Consider the following 25,060-nt stretch of genomic DNA (forward strand, 5'->3'; position numbering starts at 1 on the left):
CCAGAGAGGCCAGCCAACAAAGAAACCCACGATGAGGTGGATTTATCAACTCTTTGAGGGAGTTCATATTCTCTATAAAACAACCGATCAAGGGGTTGCCGAAATGGTACTAAACCTCAATGCAGTGAGGATAACCATACTCAGCTTAATGGGACCGGTATACCAAAAAATATATGAGGATGCAGCATGACTTGCGGAACATGGGCTTGATGCTCTATTCTTAGCAATACTTGTCTACGGAGTGGCTCTAAAACCTCTTTACCTGCAGCGGTACAAGGCTTGACAAAAGGGGAAATTACACTCAAACAAGTTCGGTAATGGCAGGGTAGAAGGAAAGTATAAACCAGAAAAAGGATCAGCCCTCATTGGCTTTCTTTTGTTGGAAAAGGGGTGACCTTTCTGGGAATAGCATAAGGAGCTGTTATTTTAATGGCAGTCAGTCAATTTTCAACCTTACCAACACGATCTCTGAGATGCTCAACTTTATCGTCAACTTTTGAGAGCTTAAGATCAACCTCATTGCGAAAATCTCTCATGCTCCGATCTGCTTTATCAAGTCTTTTATCAAGCAATGTGTAAATCCATGCCAAGCTAAAAATAACTATCCCAATGAAGATCAACTGCCCCCAAGTAACTGTCACTGTTCCTGTTTCCATAATACCTCCTGAATACTCATTATAGCAGTTTCCTCAACCCTTTTCAGCATTAAAATTTAAATCATAAGGGGTGCCTCCTATAGGAAGCACCCTGCTTATTTAATGGCCGAGGATCTGGGAGACTTTGCCGAAGACAAAGTCAGAGCCTGCGTAGTCGCTGTGGCGGTGGCCATCGGCGTTGATCTGGTAGACGTTAGGGGGTAAGTCCCGAGGGTTTTCCGCACCAAAACGGCCCAAAGCGGTATCAAAGTCAAGAAGGGGGAATCCCATCTTGAGAACCTGGTCGTCATCCGAATAGAAGACAAACATTTTTGAGCAGTTTAGTGGCGCATCTTCATAGTCTTCTCCATATTCAAGCTCTTCATTATCTACTGCAGGAGCAAGCAGGAATACATTGCGCAAAGAAAAATGATTCCGCTCTGTCATTGCCTCTAGTGTAAGACGGCAGCCCATACTATGAGCAAAGACATCCACATTTCTTCCCAAATGAGCAATCTCTCCAAGCAAGGAAGCTACACGGGAAGGAAGGTAGTTAACAGCACGGTTTCTAGCACTTAAATACTCAATAACCCGGTCCCCTCCAGGCCAAAAATAGCAAATAAAGGTGTCATAAAGGTGAGCGGACTTCTCTATGATTCTGGAACAGTAGTTCATTGCTTTTTCAAACTCATTGTTGTAACCATGAATTAACACAGCAATATTTTTGCCTCGGGTGGCTTGAATCCACTGGTCTTGGGTAATGCCTTTCTTGAGGTCCTCTGTTATGACCGTTGAGGCGGACAAAGAATCGGGATCGGTAAACCCATGCCGATCACTTATATAGAGAACATCGGCAAAAAGAATATGAGTAAAAGTAAGTAGTAAAAATAAACACAGTTTTTTCATTAGTAACCTCCTGGTTAAAACTGAGTTCCATTCTATTTCAAGAAGATTTTTTTATCAAATTTTTTTTACCTCTTTTGACCAAAGGTAGATTTCCTTTTTCTATTTCTTCTGTTTCAGCAACAAGAGAGGCAAGGTCAATCTTAAACCCTTCGATAAACTTATGCCCCCATCGCTTTTTTCGATTGCGAGAGGATTTCAGGTCAAGAACAGTCGTTTTTTTATCTTCAAAAAAAAGGACAATCCCTTGGGAAGAAAGTTTTTTTTCCCATAGCTTCTTAAATGACGCAACACTTGCCACCCCATCGAGATCTTCGAAAAGGGTTTTCCGGCAAAGTGAAAGGGTAAAGGGTTGCTTGCGCTCCATTAGTTGATAGGCATAAATCCCCTGATCGATAGGAATAAGGGAGCCCACCTCTTTTAAGGGATGGTAAAGGAGAAAATAGTCGCTATGGCTTTTTTCAAGGGCAGCGATGCAGTCATGAAATCCGATCTTTTCCTCAAAGAGGTGATGATCGGTTCCTATGACAACGTAAGGAGAGGCGTGGAGACGGCTTTCTAAGACCCCTTGCAAAAGGGAGCCACAGTCATTCCCGGGATAGTCACAGATATTGAGAAAGTGGGCGGTGGGAAATTCATTTTGGAGGTTGAGGTAGGCCCGCTGAAACTCTGAGCTCGTTGCTTCATAAAGAACATAGACAGCATTGATATCCTTTCCGTTGGAAAAAAGAGTCTCTAAGGAGGCATAGAGCTGTAAAGGGCTATCTTCTGAAAAGAGGATAAGGTCGGTTTGATACCGATGGGCCGAGAGCTCCTCATCCCTTAGCTGAAGCTGAGAAAGGTTCGAATAGGTTGGAAGGGTCCGGAGATGGGTTTCGATGGCTGCCACTTTTTCTAGGTGAAACTCATGGTCAGTTTTTTGGCCAACTTCATTGATGATATAACTCACCTCATCTATAAAAAGCGTGTGTTCAGCCCCCATTTCAAGAAGGGGAAGCTGGATGGCAAGGGGGGTACAGTCATCGATAAAGATCCCCTCATATAGCAGATCCTGAAGCTTGATCTTTTCAAAAAACCCGGCGTAAAAAGTAACCAGCGGGGTTAAGAAACTCTCTTTGTTTTGCCGAAACTTTTTTTGGGTCCAGACCTTATCGGGGTGACTTTTCCCTCGAATGACCTGGTAATTAGGATGAGAAATCGCCCGCGAATAGGTCATCCAAACGTCAGGGTTGGCGTAGACACAGTTCAGGTGGTCGTAAACATTTTCATGGGCTAGCCAATCTTTTCCCTCAATCAGCGCAATCACTTCATCCGAGTCACACGCTTGAATCACCTCATAGAGAATTTCAAGGCGGGGTTTAAAGTCTTTATTGTTTATAAACTCGACTTTTTCTCCTTTTTCTTGAGCAAAGGCCTCCGCCTGTTCTAAGACTAAGCCATTTGCAATATAAACAATCCGCTTGTTCAAATAGACTTGATCAAAAAGAGAAGCAAGGGTTCTCTTAACAAACTTATCCTCTCCAAAAACAATGGCGATAATCGACCGGTCCTTGCGCACGGGATGGATGACTGCAAGCCCTTTTTGGATTTCACATTCACTCATAGTCTTCGGTAAGACCGAAACCAGCCCAAAGTGAGTTCTGAGGCCATAATAGGTCGATCCTAAGACCACAAAAAAGAATAATAAAGCTACGCTTTTTTTCATGCTTAACGCTCCGATTTAAAATTTGACTGTATAATTTTGCCTCTCTTTTTTGCAATAAAAACGTGTTTCGATTCTCTATTTTTTGTGGCTTAAAGTGTTAGAAAAAAAAGAACGAAAAGAGGAGATTTTTTGTTGCTGAAAGAGCGGGATAGTGGTAGTGTTACGGCGAAAAAAATCACCGCAGTTTCACTGTGGAAAGATTGTCAATAACTTTACTGGAAATGGGTACATGTCAGCACAAATTGCAGAAGATGTTTGGTCAAACTTTGTCTCCTTTATGGAAAATAGGTGCTCGCGCGCCGAGTTTGAAAATTGGATCGCCCCTATTGAGTATGTAGATGGATCCGATCCTGTTACCCTCCAAGTTCCCAATGTTTTTGTTCAGCAATATCTTCTCGACAACTACAAAGAAACACTCAACAACTTCTTCCCCAAAGATAAAAAGGGGGAGCCGCTTATCTCCTTTTTGATCAAAGAGCAGGAAAAGCAAAAAAAGAAAAATAGTCCCCCTCCCAAACCGAAAAAGAAGACCGATTTTGGGCAGGAGCTCTTCTTTAACACCTCTTATACCTTTGAAAATTTTATCGAGGGCCCTTCCAACCAATTTATTAAGTCAGCAGCCCTTGGTGTTGCTTCCCGCCCTGGAAAATCGTACAATCCCCTCTTCATCCATGGAGGTGTCGGACTCGGAAAAACGCACCTTTTACATGGGATTGGCCACTATGTGAAAAAGCACCACCCAAAGCTAAAAATTCAGTGCATCACCACCGAAGCTTTTATCAGCGACCTTGTCCACCATCTTCGAAACAAGTCGGTCGACAAGATGAAACGGTACTACCGGAACCTCGATATCCTCCTCGTCGACGATATCCAGTTTTTGCAAAATCGGCTCAACTTCGAAGAAGAGTTTTGCAATATGTTTGAAGCGCTGATCAACCAAAATAATCAGATTGTTGTCACCAGCGATAAACCTCCCGGACAACTCCAGCTTTCTGAGCGGATGGTCGCCCGGATGGAGTGGGGACTGGTTGCCCATATTGGAACACCTGACTTAGAAACCCGCGTTGCGATTCTCCAATATAAGGCGGAACAAACGGGGCTCCACCTCCCTAGCAATATCGCCTTTTATATCGCCGAACACATCTATAACAATGTCCGCCAACTTGAAGGGGCGATCAACCGTCTTGGTGCCTACTGCCGCCTCATGAACCTCGCTGTTTCTAAAGAGGTCGTCGACTCGATCCTTAGCGAGATGTTTCAAGCTCCTGTCCGCTCTAAAATCTCGATCGATCGGATCCTCCATAGCGTTGCTTCGATGTTCAATGTGCGTGAAAGTGATCTCCGCGGCTCTTCCCGCACTAAAGAGATTGCTTATCCTCGCCAAATCGCGATGTATCTTGCGAAAGAACTCCTTGGGGAATCACTTGTGAAAATTGCCTCCTCTTTCGGCGGCAAAACCCACTCCACCCTCCTCCACGCCTGGAAGAAGATCTCTGCCCAGCTAGAAAAGGATGATGTCCTTAGGCGGCAGGTCCAAATGACCCGCCAAAATATCGAAGCCTAACGGCAATCTAAAAGAGCAAAAGAGTAAACCTTTTGAGGGAAAAAGGTGTAAAGCAAACGCCGCCCTTCTACTACCTCTTTAGCACTTCGTATCGCTCCATTTAAAAGGAGGACCTTCTTGTCTTGGATCCGCTCATGGGGAAGAGAAACGGGCCGCTCTAGGAACTTACCCACACTTTTTGCTAAGATAAAGAGAGGATCTTCCTTGGGAAAAGGGGGAGTGACCTGGGGAACGATCATATCGGGAAGAGGCCAAGAGGTGTGGACGAGCGCCATGACAATCAAGGAGGCAAGGGTTTTTGCCCGCTTTGTTTTGAGAAACTCTTGGTAGAGGGGAAGGATCGGGCCATAGGGCTCAAAAAGGGAGCGATGAGGACGGAGGGGTGTGGGCTTTTTCGCGCAGGGTTTACAAGGAGAGGGTCCCCAGCAGATGGGACACCGGCTTTTAGGGTCGATCGGCTCGATTTGCTCAAAGCAGGAGGAGCAAAGGAGGTGGTGGGGCTTTGCAACTGTCCCTTCACAATGGAGACAATAGGAGGGATAAAAGAAGTGAGTAATAGACTTAACGGAGTTTATACTTAGGGCTTTCAAAGGTGCCACCAATGGAAAGGGTAAAAGGCTCGGTCACCTTCAAGAGAACATACTGCCTCATCTTGATACTCACATTGATGTTTCCATCAAAGTCAATATAAGATTGGTGAGTGGGAGAGAGGAAGAATTTTGACCGCTTCCCTTCGCTATAACTTTCCCGAAGCTCGGTGAGATAGATCTTCCCATCCATCATCATATACTTTAGGGAACCGCGTACAGGAACAAGAAGACCCATATCCAACCCTAAACGCCCCAGGATTTCAAAGGGAATATCGAAGAAATTGTAGTCCCTTTTAAAGGTGTTGATAAAGTTGAGGTTTCCTTTACCGGCAAAGCTTGCCGGGTCACCGAGATAGCCACGGATGCTATGCCCCTCCAACTTTTGAACAGTCAGCGGTTTGATCCGCGCTGGATATTTTCCAATCTTTTTCAAACGGCTAGGACGAAAATCGGTGATCGTCAGTTTAGGAATCTGAAGTTCCCACCGCTTATCCTCTTCTTGGGTCAGGTCGATCGACTCCATCGAGAAAAGACCTGAAGCATCGCTGATATTAAAGTGACTGAGCTCGATATGGCCCGAGCGGATCGCAATTTCACTCATCAACGTTTCCATTACCGATCCCATTAACTGAAACCGTTTCCCCTTAAGATAGCCGGTAAAATGGCTCTTTTCGGGATGCTTCTTGGGGATGACAACATCCCCGCTGAGCTCATATCCCTTTCCAATCTCAAATTCTTCAATGGTTTTTTGAACATTTTCAGGAAGGAGCTTTGCTAAGTGGGGCACATTGACCTTTAGCTGCCCTTTCAGAACCATCTGATCTAAAGTCGATGCCTTCGGATTGTGGTGGAAAGAAAGATCGAGGCCACACACTTCCCCCTCAATATTTTGGATAAAAAACCCTTCGTTTTGATTCCAGCGGGTTTGGATCACAAGAGGGGCACTTCCTTCCTCTTGCAACTCAATACGGGAAGAGAGGTGGGGGGATAGGTGGAGCTTTCCTTTGAGTGCAAAGGGAATCTCATTAAACTGTGAGTTTAAACCGAGTTGAAGAGCCCCTTCTTTAAAACCGAAGGAGACATTGCTAAGATGCCACGCCTTATCTCCGATCCAATAGTACCCATCCTTTAACGTCCCTTCAGCAAAAGGTTCTTTCCCTAAAGCAAAATTAAATGATGCCTCCACCTGATTGTCCCATCTTAACGGGGTATCAAACAGGATGAGGCGCTCTTCCTCATAGCTGAGGTGGGGAAGTGCATGGGTTTGCCCTAAGAAATGGACCATTTCAGGGGGGGCGATGACTGTTGCCCCCTTTCCAGAAAGTTCCCCATTGCGATAGGCAAGGGCATCGAAATGACACTTTGCCCAAAGCTGATTCGAGCGGGGGTGGAGAAAGTTAAAGTCAGCGCCACTTAAGGAAAAGCCAGAAGAGGCATCAAAAGAGAGGTGGAGCACTTCAGGACTCTCAATATGGAGCTTTCCTTTTCCAAAATCCTTTCCCACCACCTTAAGTTGTGAGTCAAAGGTCCACCCTCGGAGCCCTTTCGAAAAGTCAAAGACCACTTCCCCTGCTGCAAAAAAGGTCCCTGATAAATAGCTCCAATCAAAGTCCGTATGAGGGAAAAGGGCGGAAACCTCTTCCATATCGATCCCCATTTGCTTTAAGGGGAGCTTAAAATACTTCCCCTCTTCATCAAAATAGGCAGACTCCCCCTTCAGGAAACTATTTTCCCACGTCATCTCGAGCTCTGGAAGGTGCCACCGCTTTTCCTCTTTTTCCATTTGGGCAAGGATCTTCAGCGACCCTACCTCAAACTGTCTTAAGTCGAATCGGTCTTTTTCCCTTGCCCCATCGATGGCTAGATGGTCGAGGTCGATCGGCCCCATTTTCAAGCGAGAGCTTTCGACATTAAAGGAAAAGGTCTCCCCTTCTCTATCATATAAGAACTGGGCTGACATCTCCCCTTCCACATGGGGACCTCGCATCTCATGGAGCCCTTTTACCTTGAGGATCCCCGCTGAATTTAAAAAGTCTAAGTGGTGAACAAGGTCAAGCGCGGAGAGAGTCGTTGAAATATCGGCGCGAGAAAGGGTTGCCCCTTCTTCAAAGGTGAGCCGCTTGACATCAACCTGCGCCCCAAAAAGGCGGGTCTTATCAAAATCAAAGCTTAAGCAAAACTCCTTCTCTTCTTTTTCTCCCCTCCCGACAATGCGGCAAATCTCATGGGTAGGCGCCTCTAGACGGAAATCGTAGTTTAACACCCCCTTGATGGCGTCAAGCTCCAAAAGGGGAACGTTAAGCTGGTATTTCCTAGGGGCTTCTCCCGCTGTTAAGGTCAGGTTTCCTTCCACCTCTTTAATTTTAAAAAGCTCGTCTTCAGCTGAATAGTATAAGTCCCCTGCTAAATGTTCAAAGCCCAGTGTGGGTGAAAAGGGATAAGTTCCCTCTCCTAAATGAAGAGCAATTCTCCACTCGAGGAGCTCTTCGACATCTCCCACGTAGGCAGCTAAGTGCATCTCTCCAGGACCACTCGTAATCTTCCCTTTTAAGGGAAGATCGAGCCCATTAAAGGTTTCAAAATGACTTAAAAAGGTAAGGACATCTTCGGCCTCTCCATCAATGGCATAGGTATTGATTTTGAGAAGGTTCCGGTCATCAAAAGAGAAGTCGAGAGTAATTTCTGCTTGGAAGTGGACCCCATCTCCAAATGCATCGACATTTTGGAAAAGAAACTCGGTCCCTTCAAGATCAACTTCTGAGGTGAATGACTCCAATTCGAGACCAAAAGAGTGTTCCTTTAAGCGGACCCCTTGTAGGGGAATTTTCCCCCGCCATGCCCCTTCTTGAAAGTCAAAAAAGAAGGTGCAGTTCGCCACTTTTGTCGTAGACTGAGGAATAATATCTACACTTTCAGAGCGGTAGGTCAGATGAGTAGGGTCGAGGCTAAACTCAATCGCCCGACTATTAAACGTCCCCTCGATGTCTAATTTTCCCTCACCTCTAAAGCCCCGATTCCAGGCGACTAAGGGGATATTAACCGTTTTTGCCGAGATCTCTTTTCCTGTAAACCATCCCAGTTCTAGCGCCTCTAAATACTGACCTGCATGGATTTTAGAAACGTCCCAGTTAACCCCAAACTCGATCTGATCCCTTTCCTCTAAAAAGGTTGCAAGCCCTTCAAGAACCAAGCGGTGGTCAAACCTCCTAAATTTTGCCTCGAAATCGACATCTGCAAGTTCAGAAGCAATAGCTGCCTTAACACTTAAATGGGAGTAAAGTCCCTCGAAAGAGCTCTTTGCCTCTATCCCTTCATACCGGCAAGTTAGGGTAGAGGGTTTGATATATTGATCATGCATCGAAAGAGCAAGTTCGATCTCTTCTATCTTTCCTTGAGGCGTAGAGAGTTCTCCGCCAGAAACCGCCAAATCCCAAAAAGTCCCATCAAAAAAATCGGCCGTTAAAAAATCAAACTCCCCCTTTCCTTCGATCGAATTTGCCCTTAGAGCGACCTCTTTCGAGCTTCCCTTCAAGTGGTCGACTTTGAAATGGTGAAGCTGGAACCGCTTTAGCACTTTTCTTTCTATCCACCCTTCCCCTTTTCCGCTAAAAGTCCCCTCTTCAATGGCAATATCTTTTAAAAGAGGGAGGTGCATTCCAGCTAAATGTTGGAACAGGGTCACCTGGCCCGCCTCGATATTTTCCCAAGCAGCGTCGAGCTGAAACTGTCCATGCCCTTTCGAAGCTAAAGAGAAGAATGTTTCACTCTTTTCCTTTGAGAAGAGGTGCGCATTAAAGGCCACTTTCCAAAGAGCTTCATCTTCAATCGCCCCCTCTCCTATGAGGTGAAAGGGAGTTTCATTTCCCCCTTGGTGGAAGATCCCATGAAACTCGACAAGGGGTTCGTTAATCGAGCTAAAGCGCAGGGACCCACTCACATCAGCCGCTGCCCAATGACCAAAAAGGACCCGCATCCCCGTCACCTCTCCATCGCCCACAAAATAGGGCCACACCTTATCAAAGAAGGGATGCGCCTCAAGCTGTCCCATTTCCTGGTTCGAGGTAAAATGCTCCTTCCATCCCAAGTGTTGAAGGCTCATTTCCAGGCCATACGTCTCATGAGACATCGCAAAGTCGGAAAGATCGAGGTCATATTTGACATATTCGATATGGGAGTGGGGTGAAAGGGCGAGCGATAGGTTTCCGTTCAACACCCCTTGCTTGACACCCATCGCAGGGTCTAGGCCAGGAGCAAAAAAGCGGCCGACCTCAAAGGCCCAACATGTCTCTAGCTCCTCAAGGTTAAGGTCAAAACGGAGCTCCTTTCCCTCTTTGAAAAAGGACATCACAAAGGAGGGTTTTTCCCGATCCTGGCTGAGCTCAAGTACCCCTTGGTCGAGCTCGATAAAAGCGGTCTCTTCCCCAATCCTAAAAGTCCCTCCTCGAATTTGGAGAGGGGTCCCAAAAAAGTATTTGTTGAGTGTCTTGTAAAGTCCTCTTTTCTTCTTTGTCTGGCCAAAACCTCCCATCAAAGCGATCTGTGGGCGGTCCATAATGACCTTGGGGGCAAACCGAAAGGGAAAGAGTTGAAAATCAAAGGTCACCCTTAGGTCATCGACCTTTACATCGAAAGAGCCTTCCCTTTGCAAGGTCGTTCCCTGTAGGACAAACTCCCCCTCTTCCCACCGGGACTTTTCATAGGCAAACTCGAGCTTCTTTCCCTTAGGAAGTCGCAAGCTTAAGTAGGACTTTACCCCAAAACAAATAAGAGAGTGATGCCCGACTCCAAAGGCAAGGAGAAGAGTAAAGAGGGCAATGAACCAAATGACAACTTTTTTTCGCATACCACAAATACCTTTCCCCTAATATAAGGTAACCGCCCCAAAAAAGTATAGGGTCATTACAGGGTGTCGTCAAAAGGTGGTCAATCCTTAAGCTCTTCCTATGGAAAATTTCATCGTTGCCCTCCTTCGAAAGCCCGATTTGGGCTTCCTGCACCGGACGCCTTGAACTTTCCTCATCGTAAGTGACCTCATATTTTTAATATTAGGCCACTTATGATCAACAAATTTCGACAGCTTTCGCATTACCCAAAAACAACTCTTGGATTTGTTTGGGTATAACTGTCTTATTATGAATAGCTTTCAATATTTCCTCTCGCATGACTACTCCCTCTGTTCTAGAAAAACCTAGCGCAGAGATTTGACCTCTTCAATTAAGAGACCGGTTGCTTCAGCAATCTGACTTAATGGAAGGCCTTGTTTAAGCAAGGCTTGGGCAATTTCTAATTTTTCTTCTTTACGCCCTGCTTTCCTTTCAGAAGATAAGACTGCCAAATGATCTCTATGTTCATTAATACTGGCTTCATAAGCCTTTCTTGTCGCTGGGTCGGATGAAAGCCTCTCTAGCCTTTCAAGAGCCCTTTGAAAAACAGGGTCTTGCTTTAATGCGCTTGCTTCTTTTTCTTTTATTAGAGAAGCATTTTTAAGAAGATAAAACCATTTTTCTTTGTGGGTTTTGAGTTCCTTTAAAGGTTTATCCTTAAATTTTTTAAGATCAACCAATGTGGCTTTCCATTGATTAAAAAGATGCTCATTAGAGGAAGAGAACTCAGGCTTAAATCGATAGGTTTCTACCACTTTCTCATCATTCAAAATGCCATTTTTTTCTCGTTCACTTCGGTGAAAGTCAATAATTGCTACAATGTGGACCTTGGGAAGGTCTTGCCAGCCTACTAGCTTTTTTTGTTTCTTTTGCCGTTCGGTTTCTATTGCTTGTTGGTGATGATGGTAATCTATCTGCTCTGTATAATCCTTTCCTAAGTAATAAAGAAGCCTTTTATCAAACCCTTCGTGGTTATAAGTTTGCATTTCAATGATATAGCGTTCCCCTCCCCTGGTTTTTACCGATAAATCCACGAAAGTTGAGGGTCTACCAACTTCAACCCGCATTTTTCTAGGATCTAAGAATTCTTCAATCTCAATGAGATCATCCCCTTCAAATCCTAAAACAGAATTGATAAAGCTTTCTAAAAGTTCTTTACTACTTTTATCGCCAAAAAAATCTTTAAAGACGATGTCGACTTTGATATCTAATAGGTCTATCATACTTCTAACCTGAATTTCGGGTTTATTTTGCTTGGCTCCAGAGGGAGTTTTGCTTAAATTTTCTTCTTTTTAATCGAAGGTAAGGGTTTAAATGGCCCTTTCCAAGATCAAAAAGGAGAAAAGAAAGCTAAAATCCCCTGAGGCTGAGTGAAATAAACCCGAAATTCAGGTTTCTAACACGCCCTTACCCACTATTTTATCATGAAAGAACCGATTTGTATACCCAATTTTTACCCTCAAATCGATGAGAAGGCGAGCGATATGTTTCCATTCAAGGTCCTCCTTACTTGATCCCCATCGCAGGGTATAGCCCAAGGGCAAGCGGCCAAAAAAAGTATAGGTTTGATCAGAACGAAAAAATTTCCCACCCATTTTTGATCTTATACTCTAAAGCCACGCTTTACTCAGTCAAACTTAAGCTAATTTTTATTATCTAGGTCTATTACAGCTGCCATTCCATTACGCTCCCAGTTCCACGACTTACCTTGGTCAACGTAAATAGTAGGCCCTCCTGCCTCTCCCTGTATGCCAATTGCTACCGGACCATTGGTAGTTGTTTCTAAGCATCTGGTATAAGTAAACGGAGTAAAAGGAGGGCAAGCAAGTAACCGTTCTTTTTCTTGCTTAAAGTAAATAATGCTTCCAACAAATATATCTAGAAAAGAAGGAAGTTCATAATTTTTTGACCTATACTTTTCTATAACTGTCTTTTGAGCCCCATAGCTTGTTCTTCTTGTTCCAGATAGAATCCCTTTAGTGATAAGTTTCCAACCCGGCTTCATAACTTTTTTTGCTGCAACTTGCGCAAGCCCTGGATATGTATCTTTATAAGCTTTGTTATATGACTCAAAAAATGGCTCAAGTTCTTTAGAAGGAGCTAAGCTATTTAAGCTAATATCTTTTCCAGCGATCTTTACAGGAATCCAAACCAGAATATGGGTATCAGATACCTTCTCCCCTTTACAACCTTCAACTTTGAAGGGGGTGGGGGCGTTTAAAATTTCCTCAATATTATTGGGAAGCGGTGCCTCTGCTCCTACAATATTCTTAAAGTGCTTCTCCCATACGCTTTTTCCAAAAACAGTATTGGGAAACTTTTGTTGGATCCTTTCATTTCTGGAGACTGGTTTAGGGGGAGAGTTAATAGGGGCAGTAGGATTAGGTACTATTTGTTTAAGAGCACTACCAGACCATTCAGAGTAAGATTGGATCCTATGATTTCTAAGAATCTTTGAAGAGGAGGTACTTGAAGAAGCGTTCGAGTTTATATGAGGGGACTGTGAGGTCTGAGCATTCTTCTTAAAAGCTGCAAATTCTTTTTCGAGGTTAAGAACCCTAACTGCTAAAGAAGCGATAATTTTTGTTGTTTCTCCTCTATTATTAAGCTTAAGAAGTTTTTCAAGAGCATAAGTGTAGAGCTTGGGGTTTTCCTCAGAGCTGTTCATCAGCTCCCTATAAAGAACCCCTGCGGTTTTGGGATCTTTCTTTTTATCGATCAGAGTCAACTGGGCAAGTAAAGAGCTATCGGTATTGGGAACAAGGCTTTTGGCCTCTTTTGTTTGGTCCTTGGCTGGTTGGAGCTTGTTTTTAGCATAGCTGCTACAAAACTGCGCTAGATCAAGGTGAAAGTTTGCTTGTATTTTCTGCGAAGAGGGCAGCTGATCGTAAAGCTTTTTGAGCCCCTTGTAGGCTTCAGCTGCGGAAGGATTCAGGCTGAGAGCCTTTTGGTAGTACTCGATGGCTTTTTCGGGCTTGGGGTTTTTCGCAAGAGCTATCGCTTTGCTATAGGCCTTTTCGGTTTGCGCGGTAGCTTCATAATAACGAATGGCTAGCTCTTTAATTTTTGGGTCTTTCCCAAAGACTTCTAAGGCTTGTTCTATTGCTTTTGAACGAAGCTGCGGTTTTAGTGGGGGGCCTTCTTTAAACTTGCGTACACCAACAGCTCCATGATTTTGGTGGCCACTGTTATTGTAATTGTAATAGTATGGATAGAGGCCTCCAGCCTCGAAACCGCCAACGAATACAGGCCATCGACTGTTATTATGCATACTCTCTTGACACCGAGTCCATGTATATGGGCTACTAGTTAGCAACCGTTTCTTCATCACTTTTTCATAGATTAAAAGGGCAGTTGTCATCTCTAAGACTTTTGGAAGGGCATACCCCTGATATGAATAGGCACCAATGATTTTCTTTTGTTGATCATAAGTTCCATTTCGACTTCCTTGCAAGACATTTTTGCTTATAAGGACCCAGCATGCTCTTTCAAGCTTTTGAGCTCCGAATTCCTCTTTTATAGGATCGGAATAACCTCTATGCTTCTTAAAAATGCTTTCCAGTCCATCCAGAGAAACATCAATCCCATTAACCCTTTCAGGGATCCATACGAGAATATGGGTATCGCGAACCTTACCACTATGACCTTCCAACTTAAAGGGAGTCGGAGCATTTAGGATTTCCTCAATGTTGTCGGGAAGCGTCCCTTCTTCCCCTTCAACACTATCAAAGTGTTTTTCCCAAACATCCCTTCCAATTGCAATATCGGGAAGCTTTCTTTGTATGATGTTATTGGAGACTTGAGTGGTTGAGCTACTACTCGATGAAGAACTTGATTGACTAGAGCTACTGCTTGAAGAAGAACTGCTACTTGATGCAGCATTGCTTTGCTTTATGTTAGGTTTATAAGCTTCTAGGTGTTTGAGGTAGATGTGGACAAGGGCAACAAATGCTGCTTCCTTGGGCTGTTTGCTCTTTTTATAGATGTCGATGAGAGGAAAGTAATGTTTGCTAAGGTTTGTGTACTCCAAGGCTTCCCTATAGTCTTTAACAGCTTTTTTAAGATCGTTTTTTTCTGCCCGTCTTTGAGCTCGTTTAATGCAATCATCAGCTTCTTCAGAGTCTTGCTCGAATGTATAACCACTGAGCTGGGCGGGAAGAGGAATAGGAAATTTTTTACCGGCTTTTTCAGCTTGGCTTTTTATTGAAAGGTTGGGTCGGAGATCTTCGTTTTTAAGGGGTTTGCGGCTTAAGGGACAGGTTTGGTTTTTTTGTAGATGGTTTTCGATCGCTTCTCTTTCAAAGGTGTGACCACAGCTGTCAATCACAGGATCTTGGAGCAAATCAAGAGTCAAGGGACAGCAAAGATCTTTCCTGTAGGTATTGTTTTCCAAAAGGAGCTTTTTGATATGGACAATGAGTTCTTTAATAAGAGGGAGAGCCTGAGGGACAGCCTTTGACCCCTTTCTAAAAGAGACCTCATAGCCCCCACCACTTTTGGGGGTTACAATGGGAGCAATGCCCTTTTTAAGAAGGGCCTTAATCTCCTTTTTGACCTCAGAGGCTTTTTCTTTGCCTGGGGGATAGATGACCTCTGCGATAAAGGTTTTTGAGGAACCTGCCTCCTTAAGATCGACCTGAATAGGGTCTTTAGCGATAAATGAGAGCTGGTGCCTGGGGGTAAAATAGACGGCAAAAGGGATGTTTGAAGAGTTAAGAGGGCTGATATTCATGGAAATTCTCCTATGTTAACAATATTTAAAGACCAAACTTAACGTAACACATCTTTTTTTGCAAAAAAAAAAATTGAAATGTGACTTCCGAAAGCTTCTCGAAAACGGTTTTTTATACAAAACTCTGATTATTAATTTCTTAAAAAAAATAAACTCATGAAGCAATTGCAAGATTTGTGAGTATGAAAAGGGCTGAAAAGTGATTGTTACCAAATTTTTCAATCAACCCCCTTGTCAACTAACTGATCGAGAGTTACAATGTTGGGTAAGGAGTAATTATGGAAACGTTAACGATTAGCTGGGGCCAGTTAGCTGCTTTCATCGGAGCATCTATTGCTAGCTTAGCATGGCTCTATAAGTTGATTGAAAAAAAATTCGACAAGGTCGACAAGGAGTTCGAGAAGGTCGGTAGACAATTCGACAAGGTCAATAAGGAAATAGTAGACTTCCGTAAGGAAGTCGATCTTAAATTTTCAAGAACCGATGACAAGATCGAACACCTCGGTGACCGGGTTGGGAAAGTTGAAAATCGGCTCACTGCAATCGAGACCACCATTGCTTATATCGCTCCTAGAAAGGTGATCCCTTTTCCTATTGAAGAAGACCATCCTCAGAAAAAAGTAAGTGAAGGATAAGGTAAGCGTTCAGGTAGCTTAGGAATGGGGCAAAAATAACTCATGCATTTCTGGTGTCATAACGCTTTAGCTGCGGGGTTTAAATCCGCAGGAAGCTTATTAGCTTTCAAGGAGTTGCAACAAAGCAGATGAAGATGTTATGGGCCTTATTCAGCTTTACAGGTAAAAAGTTCGCACATTTATCGGTAGATTGTATATGTAAGAAAGATACGTCGGGAGCAAGGCTCCGACGTATCTTTCATCCAACCAAGTATGCAGACTTTAAAAAAGTAAGGGAATTGCTGCTCAGGAAAAAGTGTGCGAAAAGGTGAAAAGGCCATGTTATGGTTGCAGAAACGCATGAATTATTCTTGCCCAGCTCCTTAGTCGAGTAGCGCAAGGGAGCCTCCCCCTTGCGCCACTCGACTAGGTAGGACTTCGGGGTCAGGGGTTGATGGAGAATTAAACTTTCGCCATTATGAGGCCATGCTAAGAAAATTTTTTGATTACCAACTCAAGCTCACCGAAGAAGACCGTCCCCTTGCCCGCTTCCGCCCCCTTGTGAAGGCGCTCGATACTTTTTTCTATGAAGCCCCCCTCCGAACCATGCGGAGTCCCCACATCCGAGACCTGATCGACTTGAAGCGGTGGATGATGCTCGTCGTCTATGCCCTTGTCCCCTGCATCCTCATGGCAATTTGGAATAGCGGAATGCAAAGTTTTGTCTATGGAAGTGTAGATGTAAAGCGGCTTTACATCTACATGAAGGCATCGGAAACCTTTGGAGGATACTTTGCCTTTTCAGCGGAGCACTTTTGGCCAATTTTAAAGGGAGGGCTGGTCGCCTTTCTCCCTGTCATGCTGATCTCTTATGCGGTGGGTGGATTTTGGGAGGTCCTCTTTGCCATTGTCCGGCGCCATGAAGTTTCAGAAGGGTTTTTAGTAACGGGGATGCTCTTTGCCCTGATCCTCCCCTCAACAATTCCTTATTGGATGGTGGCTGTCGGGGTATCGGCTGGGGTTATCATTGGCAAGGAACTTTTTGGGGGAACGGGGATGAATATTTTAAACCCTGCCCTTGTTTGCCGTGCCTTTATCTTTTTTGCCTTTCCCACCAAGGTGACAGGAGATGTGTGGGTGGGGACTAACCCGACCAAGATCCAAGAAAGTATCCAAGGGATGAATCGGCAAATTGGGGAGATCGACGGGATTACCCAAGCCTCAATGCTGAACCGGTTTAACATCAGTGATGACATCAAGCGGATCCACGTCGATGCGATTGGGCTCCAGTATGGGAAAGAGGTCAAAACAAAAAAGATCCTAGAAGAGCAGCTCCGCCGTTGGAAACCAGGAGCCACCTTTACAGCCCTGACTCCAGATGAGCAAAAGCGTTTCATCACAGCCCCGCTCAGTCAAGGAGGGCTGGGCCTTTCTCCTGAAAACTACACCTATGCGGTCCGCTTTAGCGAACTCCAGTTTGCTCAAGGGATCCTCACCAACACAAACTTCTTCTTTGGCAATCGGATAGGATCGATGGGAGAAACCTCGATCCTATCCTGTCTTTTGGGGGCCTTTTTACTGATCTATTGCCGCCTTGGATCTTGGCGCACGATGTTAGCCGTCGTCATTGGAGCTTTCCTGTGCGCCAGTCTATTCGAGTGGCTATCGGGTCCCTTAAGCCCTGCCAAGTATGGACTTCCCGCCTACAAACATTTCCTTTTGGGAAGTCTTGTCTTTGGCCTCGTCTTTATGGCAACCGACCCTGTTTCCTCCCCGGCGATGAAGGGGGGACGTTGGCTTTACGGCCTTTTAATCGGCGTGGTCACTATTATTATTCGGGTGATCAACCCGGCTTTTCCCGAAGGGGTGATGCTTGCCATCCTCTTTGGAAATGTTTTTTCCCCTCTTATCGACCACTTGATAACAAATAGAGCAATCAAAAAACGGTATGACAGAAAAAAGATCATCATTCAGTAGTTTACGCACCCTCCTATTTGTTGTGATCCTCTCGACAGCGTGCGCTCTTGTCTTATCGATCTTAGCCGAGTTTTTAAAAGCGCCACAAAAAGATGCGCGGGAACTTTATCGAAGTAAGCAACTCCTCGTGGCCACCCGTATTCTTGGCTATCAAGGACACTTTCTCCTCGATGGAAAACCAGCAATCTATCACTCTCAAGCAAAAATCCTCATCCCTTATGAAGGAAAGACCCCACCCAAAGCTAAAAACGAAGAGATTTTAGCCCTTTTTGAGACCCGGATCTTTGCCCGCCTGACCAACCGGAATGGTGATCTTTATACTTTTGAAGAGGTTGGAATCGATGAAGAAATTTACCTCACCGAAAATGAAAAACTGGGTTACGCAGAGCTCCCCTACAAATTGGTCTATCTTGTAAAGCAAAATACCCCAAGTAAAATACCTTACGGCTATGTCATTCCGATCAATGGGTATGGACTTTGGGATGCGATTTATGGTTATTTGGGAATAAAGGCCAACGGAGATACGGTCCTTGGAATGACTTGGTACAGCCAAAAAGAGACCCCGGGACTGGGAGCAGAGATCTCCCTTCCCGAGTGGCAAGAGCAATTTTTTGGGAAAGATATTTTCCAAAAAAGTCCCGGTGGAATGACCAATTTTGAGCGTGCCCCCCTTGGGATTAAAGTGGTGAAGACAACGGTGGAGGAAACCTTGGGAAAAACTCCGATGGCAGAAAGCGCTGTCGATGGCATTCCTGGCGCTTCGATTACGGTTAGTGGTGTCAATGAAGCCTTTAGACGCTCCCTTGCTCCCTACCGCCCTTTCCTTATTCGGGCAAATCAAGGAGAGTTTGATGGCTAAAAGGTCCCCTCTTATCCGCTACTACACCGACCAGCTCTGGAACAATAACCAAATCCTTGTTGCCATCCTGGGGATCTGTTCGGCACTTGCCGTGACCATCAAGATGAATGTTGCGATTGTGATGGGGCTTGCCGTCATTTTTGTAACGGGGTTTTCCTCCCTCTTCGTTTCACTCATTCGGAAGTGGACCCCTCCCAATGTCCGGATGATCGCCGAGCTTGCCATTATCTCTTCGTTTGTCATCATCGTCGATCAATTCCTCAAGGCTTACCTATATGAGATGTCTCTCACCCTTTCGGTGTTTGTTGGACTGATCATCACGAACTGCCTTGTCATGGGACGCGCTGAGGCGATGGCACAAAACACCCGTCCCCTCCCCGCTTTTATGGATGGGCTCGGCGCCGCTTCCGGCTACGCCCTCGTCCTCCTTGGCGTCGGCTTTATCCGGGAGCTTTTTGGGTTTGGAACCCTTTTTGACCTCCCCATCATTCCTCAAAGTTGGTATGCCACCCCGCAGCACCCAGACGGCTACGTCAACTCCAACTTTATGGCTCTGGCCCCTTCTGCTTTTTTTATCATCGGCGGAATGATCTGGATCCGAAATCTAATTGCAAAAGAGGAGGGCGCTTAAGTGGGTAATTACACATTCCTCAATCTCATTGGCCTTTCGATCCAATCGATCTTCATTCAAAACATTCTTCTCTTTTACTTTTTGGGGATGTGTTCCTATCTCGCCTGCTCGAATAAAATTAAAACGGCGCATGGTCTCGGCCTTGCTGTCTTTGTGGTGATCTCGATTTCAGGGATGCTCAACTGGCTTGTCCACAACTATATTACCGGAGAAAATGCCCTCTTTTGGCTCCGGAGCATCGGTGTTGCCGATGTCAACCTGGGATTCTTAGAGTTCTTGATCTACATTTCGGTTATCGCCGCCTTTGTCCAAGTCCTAGAAATTGTGATCGACCGGTTTGCTCCTGCTCTTTACCGGGCGCTGGGGATGTATCTTCCCCTTATAACTGTTAACTGCGCGATTCTTGGAGCTTCCCTTTTTGCCACCGTCCGCTCCTATCCCTTTATCCCCAACCTTGTCTATGTTGCCTCGGCTGGCATCGGCTGGTGGATCGCGATTCTCCTCATCGCCTCGATCCGGGAAAAGCTTGCCTACTCGAACATCCCAAAAGGGCTCGCCGGCATGGGAATGACCTTTATTATGACGGGGCTGATCTCTTTAGCCTTTATGGGATTTGCAGGGATCGCTCTTGATAAAGTCGCCGAAACGACCGACGTCGACTCTCCCTTTTTCCAGCAAAAAGAAGGATAATTAGCGCAATCCCACTTTTTTGTCTGTTAACGCTACATTCTGTTCTCGAAATTTAAGGCTGACAGAACCTAGGAGCCTACCATCGCAGTGTAGGCTTCGATCGGCATAAGCGCTTCCAACTCTTCGGGAGCAGAAAGGGCAATCTCAAATAGGTAACCTTCTCTTTCTGGCGAAGTGTTAAGGAGAGAGGGGGTATCTGCTGCCGCTTGGTTAACTTGAGTAATGATGCCTGTAACAGGGGTGTAGATGTCCGCTGCCGCCTTGGTTGACTCGAGAACAGCCACTTCATCGCCTGCTTTCACCTCTTGCCCCACCTTCGGAAGTTCAACATAGACAATCTCCCCAAGCTCTTTTTGCGCATGGGTCGAAATGCCCACCTGCCCTGTCGTGCCATTGACTTTTACCCATTCATGAGAGTCTGAATATTTCATTATTTGTTCCTTACTTCATTAACTCCGATCTGTGAGTGGGACCGAGGGGTGCCTGAAGGAATTTTCGATTTTTTTTCAGATTCAAGGAGGCAAAATGACCACATACTTGGATGAAAGTAGGGGGCATTTTGCATCTCTGGATCTGGGGAAAAAGAAAAATTCAGGCAGGTATCCATAGGTCACACTCCCAGATCTAATGATGCCCAAAGGGCGGGGTGTTTTTCAAGGTTAAAAAAGTCTGAAGAGAGATTAAAGTGTTGCTTTTCCCCATTTTTCTTTTGGAAACGGTAGGCAAAACCGAGCCGTTTAAACTCGCGGGGGTCATAGCCATGCAAAACCTCTTTGGGAAGAGCCACCTCAAAGGTATAGGAGCGCCGCTTTACATGGGTTTCAACTTTAATCAAACTAGGATCGGCCAGCTCATGCTTATCCTCACCACGAAACCGGGTCCCCTCTATCCCCTCTTCTTCTTCGGGCGTGATGATAAAGTGGTGGCAAAAGCGGGTGATCACATTAGAGTTTTTAAGATCGCGGGTGTCGATGAAAAGATCGATCGCATCTCCGTCTTCAAGGGGAAGCTTTGCAGCGATATGAAAGTGAAGGAAGACAGGGCTCCACGACACCGTCACATCGACAAGGTGTCCCTCTCCCGTAAGTCCTGACATATTGGGAAGGGGACGGGCTCTTTGCGTATCAAACTTGGTGACCTTGCCCCGCACTTCAAAGAAGGGGGCAGGGCTTAGGGGCTTAAGATCTTTGAGCGCGGTCATAGCTTAGGTGTATGGCCTCAGTTTGCTTTAAGCGGTCGACAACCTCTGCCATGAGGGAGCACTCTGCCTCTTTTGATAAAATCGCTTGTCCCTGCTCCATTTCTGTTTCAAAGTTTCCACTGGGAACCGCTTTTTCCTTGAGCTGAAAGAAGAAAAGGTCTCCCCTTTCACTTGCTTTGACTCCTGACCAACTCTGCTCAACCATTGCAAAGATCTCTGAGTCAAACCAAGGGCTCTTCTCATGGTTTTTAAAAACCTTATTTTCCTTGATAAGGGCCCACTGCGTGTCGAGTGGCTCCTTGTTTGGGAGTCTTCCTTCCTCACTTGGCAAGGCTTTCCCTTTTAAGAAAAGACTCTCATCACCCAGACGGCGGATCTCTCTTTCAGCAGTATACATATGGGAAAAGAGGCGGTAGTGGGGGTAAAAGCCATCAAGGTCTTCATACCGATCGCCAGGAAGTTGAACACGGAGTTTTACCACTGCTGCTTCAATGTTTTTGAGAAGGTCGGCATAAACATAACGTCCTACATCAGTGCGCACTTCAGGGAAGGGTTTCCACTCTCCCCCTTCGGTTTTAAAGAGGGGGGGATTTTTTTTCCGCTCAGTGGGATAGGCCTCTTCTAAATGCGCTTCAAGAAGGGAGTCTAAGATGCCCCGCTCTTCAGCTTCGGCAAAGCTTAAGACCGTTTCGTTTAAATCGCGATCCAAAACATGGAACCGGCAGTAAACCTCTCCATCGGCGGTATAGAGTTCTAATTTTCGGCGCGCTTCCAAAGCTTCGGGGTTAACCTCGAGCTCTCCTTTTAATGCGGCAACACTGAGCAGGTGGGAAAGTTCTTCTTCTTTGGAAAAGCTGAGCTTTCGAAGGGTCATATGCTTTTGGTCAAGGGCATTTTCAATCCACTTGGGATGGGTTCTTACAAGCGCTTTTCGTGAAAAGGTATCGATCTGATTTCTTAGCTCGGGCTCAAGGGATTCAAGAGCTGCAAAGTAGCTCTCTTCATCCGTTCCATTTTTCACAGCAAGTTTTGGAAACTCTTTTTCTAAAAGCTCATAGTTTTCCTTTTCAAGCTGCCACTCCCACGTCTCTTTCAAGCTCACGCTTAAGGCAATTTCACCAATGGAGACCTCAGCTATTTCGACTAAAAACCGTTTTTCAACAAGCTCGGGGCACCGCTTCTTTATGACAGCAATTTCATCAAAGTTTTGTGGGAGCATGACCCCTGCTTCCCGATTTTTCGCTACCTGGTCGAGATAAAACTCGAGCTTCATTAGCGCACAAAAATCTTTGATTTCAAGCTCTTTTGGCAAGTGGTAAAGGTCGGCATCAGCTGTTTTTGAGGCAAAGCTATAAAAGGTTTGGTAAACGTGGGGATCGACAAAAACAGCCCCTCCCACATCTTTGAAAAGGCGGCGGAAGAGCATCACCTGTTGCCACGCTTCGACCGCTTCTTTTTCACTCATTCCTAAAACATGGAGTTGTTGTTTCCAAAGATTCGCTATTTCCTCTTCAGAAATCTCCATCTTCCGCATCACTGCTTGGAGAGATTCATAGCCATGACGGATGAGGTCGACGCGAGCCTCTTCATAGCTCACCTTGTAGCCCCGCTCTTTTGCAATGAGGGCAGCATTGATAATGAACTGTGCCGATAGTTCAACAAAGCGGGATCCAAACCAATCTTGCACGTGGCGACACTGAAAGAGGTTGAGGTTGGCGCGCGCTAAGCTGGGATCTTCTTCAATCCAGTCGTAGTGCTTTTGTTGAAACATGAGATATTCGCGGAGCGTGCTCGGAGGAAAGGCCGACTCTCCCAAGTAAAGATCGACAAGAAGAGCAAAAGTATCGGGGTTCATCTCTTCTACTTCATTTAAAAATCGCTCCAAGTTGGTTTTCTGAGCAGGCAAAACTTGGGCCCACAAATTTTGAGCGCTGATAAAGGGGGCGGTTGGGTGGCAGTAGGGGCGGAACTCTTTATGGCGGATCATCCGCTCTTCAAGCTCCTTTTTTAGGTCATTGAAATAGGCGTTGACCAGGAGAATGCCTACTCCTGTTCCCAAAAGATCCTTCCGAATGACCCCATCGTTAAAATAGTTGGGCATCGCTCCCCTTTCTACAAGGGAGAAATCGCTTCGGTCGGTCGATAAAAAGCGACTCATTTGCCCCACTTTTCGCTCCATTATCTTTGAGCCATCGACCGCTTGTCCAATTGGCCGGTCTTTAATTTTCTGGGGAGCATTGAGTGTTGCTTGTGTTCCAAAAAAGGAAAATGAAATCACAATGACAATTGCAATGACGATAAAAAAGTAACGTTGGTAGCGGCGTAAAAAATCTAACATCTTAAAAATCCTCTCCGACTATCATATCAAACCGCTTACTTTCATGCAATAGCTCCTTTCAAAAAAAAACTTTTCCGCTACATATCAAAGCATGGCTAGAGAAAGTACAAAGCAGCGGTGGCTCCTTGGGATTATTAGCGCTGTTGCAGCGATCGGTGGACTCCTCTTCGGATATGATACGGGTGTGATTTCTGGCGCCATTTTAGGAGGACCGATTAGTGATCGCCTGGGCCGAAAAAAAGTGGTCCTCTCCTCAAGCGTTCTTTTTGTCATTAGCGCGATTGGTCTTTCCCTTTCAGGCTCGGTCAACGAGCTCATCTTTTGGCGTTTCCTTGTGGGCTTTGCGATCGGAATTTCGTCTGCAACCGCCCCCCTCTATATCGCCGAGCTTGCTCCCCGCTATATTCGTGGTGCCCTTGTCACGATCAACCAACTTTTCATCACGATTGGAATCCTCTCCTCCTACCTTATCGGGCTCCTCTTTGTCGAATCGCAGTCGTGGCGCCTCATGTTTGCCATTGCTGGGATCCCTGCTGCTATCCAATTTCTCGTCATGGTCTTTTTCCCTGAAAGCCCCCGTTATCTCACCAACATCGGTAAAAAGAAAAAGGCCCTTAATATCCTCACCCGCTTCCGTGGAACCAGAGCCGATGCAACCAAAGAGATTGCCCACATCGAAGCGATGGCTGCTGAGAAAAAGCCCCATTGGAGAGAGCTCCTTTCAAAAAACATCCGCCCCGCCCTCCTCGCTGGAGTGGGGGTCACCGTCCTCCAGCAGATCACCAGAATCAATACGATTATCTACTACGCCCCCACCATCTTCCAGTTTGCAGGGTTTGCCTCCAACAAAGCGGCCCTCATGGCCACCCTCTGTGTAGGAATCGTCAATGTCCTCATGACCTTAAATCAGGGACTTTCTGGCCCTACGACTTTATCGGCCTCCTGGGCCTCTTTTTCGTCTGGAAGCGGGTTCCCGAGACTAAAGCCAAGTCTCTCGAGGAAATCGAAGAGTTTTGGAAAGACTAAGTCTCTTGTTTTCAGTCGCTAACAATATTTATTAAAAATTTCTTCAAAAAAGCAAGTTTCTTTTTACAAGTTATTTACAACAAATAACCTATAATAAACAATTAATATTAAGCATCTTGTGCATCTATTTAAATTAACTGCAAATTATGCTATAATAGTAGTTATAACGAGTTAATAAAAACAAAAAAAAGGGAAGAAAATATGGCAGCTTTAACACTAAAACAAACCTTTGGTGCAGTTGGACGTTACAGTCAACATGGCGATCTAAATAAACTAGCTAAGAAACTTGAGACTAAAGCCACAATGGAAGCGGTTTTAGACAAAGTAGCGGAGATGGTCAACAGCAATCCAATACTATTCAAAGAGTTAAGAACAAAATATCCAAAAAGGGCTGAAATGTATGATAAGGGGGCTATGAAGCTTGCCGGTTTCGATAACTCAACGACCGAAGCTACAAATGCTGTCGCTCAAGGAAAAAGCCGAGCTGCTGCAAAACAACGCAGTCAAAGACGAAGAAATCCTGAAATTAAAACCGTTAAGCAAGCATTAGAAGTTATTAAAGCACGTGGTTATACTATAACTGATAGATTAACAACGAGTCTTAAAGTCATGCATCAACAGGCAACAGATCCAAATGCACATGCTAGAGCAATGAACCTCGATACGTATGTAAATACATACTACAAATAAGCATCAAAGAGCCTGCTCCTTT

Annotated in this window: 18 protein-coding genes and 1 pseudogene; 9 read left to right on the forward strand and 10 right to left on the reverse strand. The window is 45.2% G+C overall.

The genetic code is table 11. The features are described 5' to 3' along the window. A pseudogene (locus NEPTK9_RS09655) lies at nucleotides 1-190 on the forward strand (IS1634 family transposase); the annotation flags it as partial. Nucleotides 191-440: 250 nt separating this feature from the next. Here NEPTK9_RS09655 and NEPTK9_RS04350 read toward each other — a convergent pair. From NEPTK9_RS04350 to NEPTK9_RS04360, 3 genes are all read right to left on the reverse strand, one after another. Further along, a complete protein-coding gene (locus tag NEPTK9_RS04350; protein ID WP_194847609.1) occupies nucleotides 441-656 on the reverse strand; it encodes a hypothetical protein in 216 nt (71 codons plus the stop codon). 99 nt (nucleotides 657-755) lie between these two features. After that, nucleotides 756-1,541, reverse strand: a complete 786-nt coding sequence (locus NEPTK9_RS04355) for an alpha/beta hydrolase (protein ID WP_194847610.1) — start codon at nucleotides 1,539-1,541, stop codon at nucleotides 756-758. 37 nt (nucleotides 1,542-1,578) lie between these two features. Beyond that, nucleotides 1,579-3,243, reverse strand: a complete 1,665-nt coding sequence (locus NEPTK9_RS04360) for a glycosyltransferase family 2 protein (RefSeq protein ID WP_194847611.1) — start codon at nucleotides 3,241-3,243, stop codon at nucleotides 1,579-1,581. Nucleotides 3,244-3,472: 229 nt separating this feature from the next. On the opposite strand from NEPTK9_RS04360, the gene dnaA reads away from it, so the two are divergent. After that, nucleotides 3,473-4,807 (forward strand): chromosomal replication initiator protein DnaA, encoded by a 1,335-nt coding sequence (gene dnaA, locus NEPTK9_RS04365; protein ID WP_194847638.1) that lies wholly within the window; start codon nucleotides 3,473-3,475, stop codon nucleotides 4,805-4,807. Here dnaA and NEPTK9_RS04370 read toward each other — a convergent pair. The 4 genes from NEPTK9_RS04370 to NEPTK9_RS04385 form a co-directional block, all read right to left on the reverse strand. Next, the gene (locus tag NEPTK9_RS04370) at nucleotides 4,804-5,397 is read right to left on the reverse strand and encodes a hypothetical protein (RefSeq protein ID WP_194847612.1); all 594 of its coding nucleotides are present in this window, start codon (nucleotides 5,395-5,397) and stop codon (nucleotides 4,804-4,806) included. The two genes, dnaA and NEPTK9_RS04370, sit on opposite strands and share 4 nt — an antisense overlap. Beyond that, nucleotides 5,369-10,240: a hypothetical protein gene (locus NEPTK9_RS04375; protein ID WP_194847613.1), complete on the reverse strand. Its 4,872-nt coding sequence runs from the start codon at nucleotides 10,238-10,240 to the stop codon at nucleotides 5,369-5,371. Before NEPTK9_RS04375 ends, NEPTK9_RS04370 begins: the two co-directional genes overlap by 29 nt. Before the next feature lie 345 nt (nucleotides 10,241-10,585). After that, nucleotides 10,586-11,503, reverse strand: coding sequence for an Rpn family recombination-promoting nuclease/putative transposase (locus NEPTK9_RS04380; RefSeq protein ID WP_194847614.1), 918 nt, complete (start codon nucleotides 11,501-11,503; stop codon nucleotides 10,586-10,588). 419 nt (nucleotides 11,504-11,922) lie between these two features. Continuing rightward, nucleotides 11,923-15,012, reverse strand: coding sequence for a U-box domain-containing protein (locus tag NEPTK9_RS04385; RefSeq protein WP_194847615.1), 3,090 nt, complete (start codon nucleotides 15,010-15,012; stop codon nucleotides 11,923-11,925). 278 nt (nucleotides 15,013-15,290) lie between these two features. Here NEPTK9_RS04385 and NEPTK9_RS04390 point away from each other — a divergent pair, with 278 nt between their 5' ends. The 5 genes from NEPTK9_RS04390 to nqrE all read left to right on the forward strand — a co-directional run bounded on the left by NEPTK9_RS04390 (nucleotide 15,291) and on the right by nqrE (nucleotide 19,783). Continuing rightward, nucleotides 15,291-15,647, forward strand: coding sequence for a hypothetical protein (locus NEPTK9_RS04390; protein ID WP_194847616.1), 357 nt, complete (start codon nucleotides 15,291-15,293; stop codon nucleotides 15,645-15,647). A gap of 465 nt (nucleotides 15,648-16,112) precedes the next feature. Then, entirely contained in the window at nucleotides 16,113-17,603 is a 1,491-nt protein-coding gene (gene nqrB / locus NEPTK9_RS04395; protein ID WP_194847617.1) for an NADH:ubiquinone reductase (Na(+)-transporting) subunit B, read from the forward strand. Then, the gene (gene nqrC / locus NEPTK9_RS04400; RefSeq protein ID WP_194847618.1) at nucleotides 17,575-18,462 is read left to right on the forward strand and encodes an NADH:ubiquinone reductase (Na(+)-transporting) subunit C; all 888 of its coding nucleotides are present in this window, start codon (nucleotides 17,575-17,577) and stop codon (nucleotides 18,460-18,462) included. Before nqrB ends, nqrC begins: the two co-directional genes overlap by 29 nt. Next, on the forward strand, nucleotides 18,455-19,093 hold the full coding sequence (gene nqrD / locus NEPTK9_RS04405) for an NADH:ubiquinone reductase (Na(+)-transporting) subunit D (RefSeq protein ID WP_194847619.1): 639 nt from the start codon (nucleotides 18,455-18,457) through the stop codon (nucleotides 19,091-19,093). The genes nqrC and nqrD overlap by 8 nt, the downstream gene beginning before the upstream one ends. Beyond that, nucleotides 19,094-19,783 (forward strand): NADH:ubiquinone reductase (Na(+)-transporting) subunit E, encoded by a 690-nt coding sequence (nqrE, locus tag NEPTK9_RS04410; protein WP_194847620.1) that lies wholly within the window; start codon nucleotides 19,094-19,096, stop codon nucleotides 19,781-19,783. A gap of 68 nt (nucleotides 19,784-19,851) precedes the next feature. Here nqrE and gcvH read toward each other — a convergent pair whose 3' ends face one another. The 3 genes from gcvH to NEPTK9_RS04425 form a co-directional block, all read right to left on the reverse strand. Beyond that, a complete protein-coding gene (gene gcvH / locus NEPTK9_RS04415) occupies nucleotides 19,852-20,214 on the reverse strand; it encodes a glycine cleavage system protein GcvH (protein WP_194847621.1) in 363 nt (120 codons plus the stop codon). A gap of 179 nt (nucleotides 20,215-20,393) precedes the next feature. Continuing rightward, nucleotides 20,394-20,984 carry a DOMON domain-containing protein gene (locus NEPTK9_RS04420; protein WP_194847622.1) on the reverse strand — a complete coding sequence of 197 codons (591 nt, stop codon included), beginning with the start codon at nucleotides 20,982-20,984 and terminating at the stop codon, nucleotides 20,394-20,396. Continuing rightward, nucleotides 20,962-23,322 carry a hypothetical protein gene (locus NEPTK9_RS04425; RefSeq protein WP_194847623.1) on the reverse strand — a complete coding sequence of 787 codons (2,361 nt, stop codon included), beginning with the start codon at nucleotides 23,320-23,322 and terminating at the stop codon, nucleotides 20,962-20,964. The genes NEPTK9_RS04420 and NEPTK9_RS04425 overlap by 23 nt, the downstream gene beginning before the upstream one ends. A gap of 91 nt (nucleotides 23,323-23,413) precedes the next feature. On the opposite strand from NEPTK9_RS04425, the gene NEPTK9_RS04430 reads away from it, so the two are divergent. Together NEPTK9_RS04430 and NEPTK9_RS04435 are read left to right on the forward strand one after the other, a co-directional pair. Continuing rightward, nucleotides 23,414-24,370: an MFS transporter gene (locus NEPTK9_RS04430; protein WP_194847624.1), complete on the forward strand. Its 957-nt coding sequence runs from the start codon at nucleotides 23,414-23,416 to the stop codon at nucleotides 24,368-24,370. Between the two features lie 179 nt (nucleotides 24,371-24,549). Further along, on the forward strand, nucleotides 24,550-25,038 hold the full coding sequence (locus tag NEPTK9_RS04435; protein WP_194847625.1) for a hypothetical protein: 489 nt from the start codon (nucleotides 24,550-24,552) through the stop codon (nucleotides 25,036-25,038). The last annotated feature ends 22 nt before the right edge of the window (nucleotides 25,039-25,060 follow it).

This window comes from Candidatus Neptunochlamydia vexilliferae, from assembly GCF_015356785.1.
Taxonomy (GTDB): domain Bacteria; phylum Chlamydiota; class Chlamydiia; order Chlamydiales; family Simkaniaceae; genus Neptunichlamydia; species Neptunichlamydia vexilliferae.

Bases quoted from the DNA above. Each gene is read 5' to 3' on its own strand.
- dnaA (WP_194847638.1), top strand. From the start codon at position 3,473: ATGTCAGCACAAATTGCAGAAGATGTTTGGTCAAACTTTGTCTCCTTT.
- NEPTK9_RS04430 (WP_194847624.1), top strand. From the start codon at position 23,414: ATGGCTAGAGAAAGTACAAAGCAGCGGTGGCTCCTTGGGATTATTAGC.
- NEPTK9_RS04390 (WP_194847616.1), top strand. From the start codon at position 15,291: ATGGAAACGTTAACGATTAGCTGGGGCCAGTTAGCTGCTTTCATCGGA.
- nqrC (WP_194847618.1), top strand. From the start codon at position 17,575: ATGACAGAAAAAAGATCATCATTCAGTAGTTTACGCACCCTCCTATTT.
- nqrD (WP_194847619.1), top strand. From the start codon at position 18,455: ATGGCTAAAAGGTCCCCTCTTATCCGCTACTACACCGACCAGCTCTGG.
- nqrB (WP_194847617.1), top strand. From the start codon at position 16,113: ATGCTAAGAAAATTTTTTGATTACCAACTCAAGCTCACCGAAGAAGAC.
- gcvH (WP_194847621.1), bottom strand. From the start codon at position 20,214: ATGAAATATTCAGACTCTCATGAATGGGTAAAAGTCAATGGCACGACA.
- NEPTK9_RS04380 (WP_194847614.1), bottom strand. From the start codon at position 11,503: ATGATAGACCTATTAGATATCAAAGTCGACATCGTCTTTAAAGATTTT.
- NEPTK9_RS04350 (WP_194847609.1), bottom strand. From the start codon at position 656: ATGGAAACAGGAACAGTGACAGTTACTTGGGGGCAGTTGATCTTCATT.
- NEPTK9_RS04385 (WP_194847615.1), bottom strand. From the start codon at position 15,012: ATGAATATCAGCCCTCTTAACTCTTCAAACATCCCTTTTGCCGTCTAT.
- NEPTK9_RS04375 (WP_194847613.1), bottom strand. From the start codon at position 10,240: ATGCGAAAAAAAGTTGTCATTTGGTTCATTGCCCTCTTTACTCTTCTC.
- NEPTK9_RS04360 (WP_194847611.1), bottom strand. From the start codon at position 3,243: ATGAAAAAAAGCGTAGCTTTATTATTCTTTTTTGTGGTCTTAGGATCG.
- NEPTK9_RS04355 (WP_194847610.1), bottom strand. From the start codon at position 1,541: ATGAAAAAACTGTGTTTATTTTTACTACTTACTTTTACTCATATTCTT.
- NEPTK9_RS04420 (WP_194847622.1), bottom strand. From the start codon at position 20,984: ATGACCGCGCTCAAAGATCTTAAGCCCCTAAGCCCTGCCCCCTTCTTT.
- NEPTK9_RS04425 (WP_194847623.1), bottom strand. From the start codon at position 23,322: ATGTTAGATTTTTTACGCCGCTACCAACGTTACTTTTTTATCGTCATT.
- NEPTK9_RS04435 (WP_194847625.1), top strand. From the start codon at position 24,550: ATGGCAGCTTTAACACTAAAACAAACCTTTGGTGCAGTTGGACGTTAC.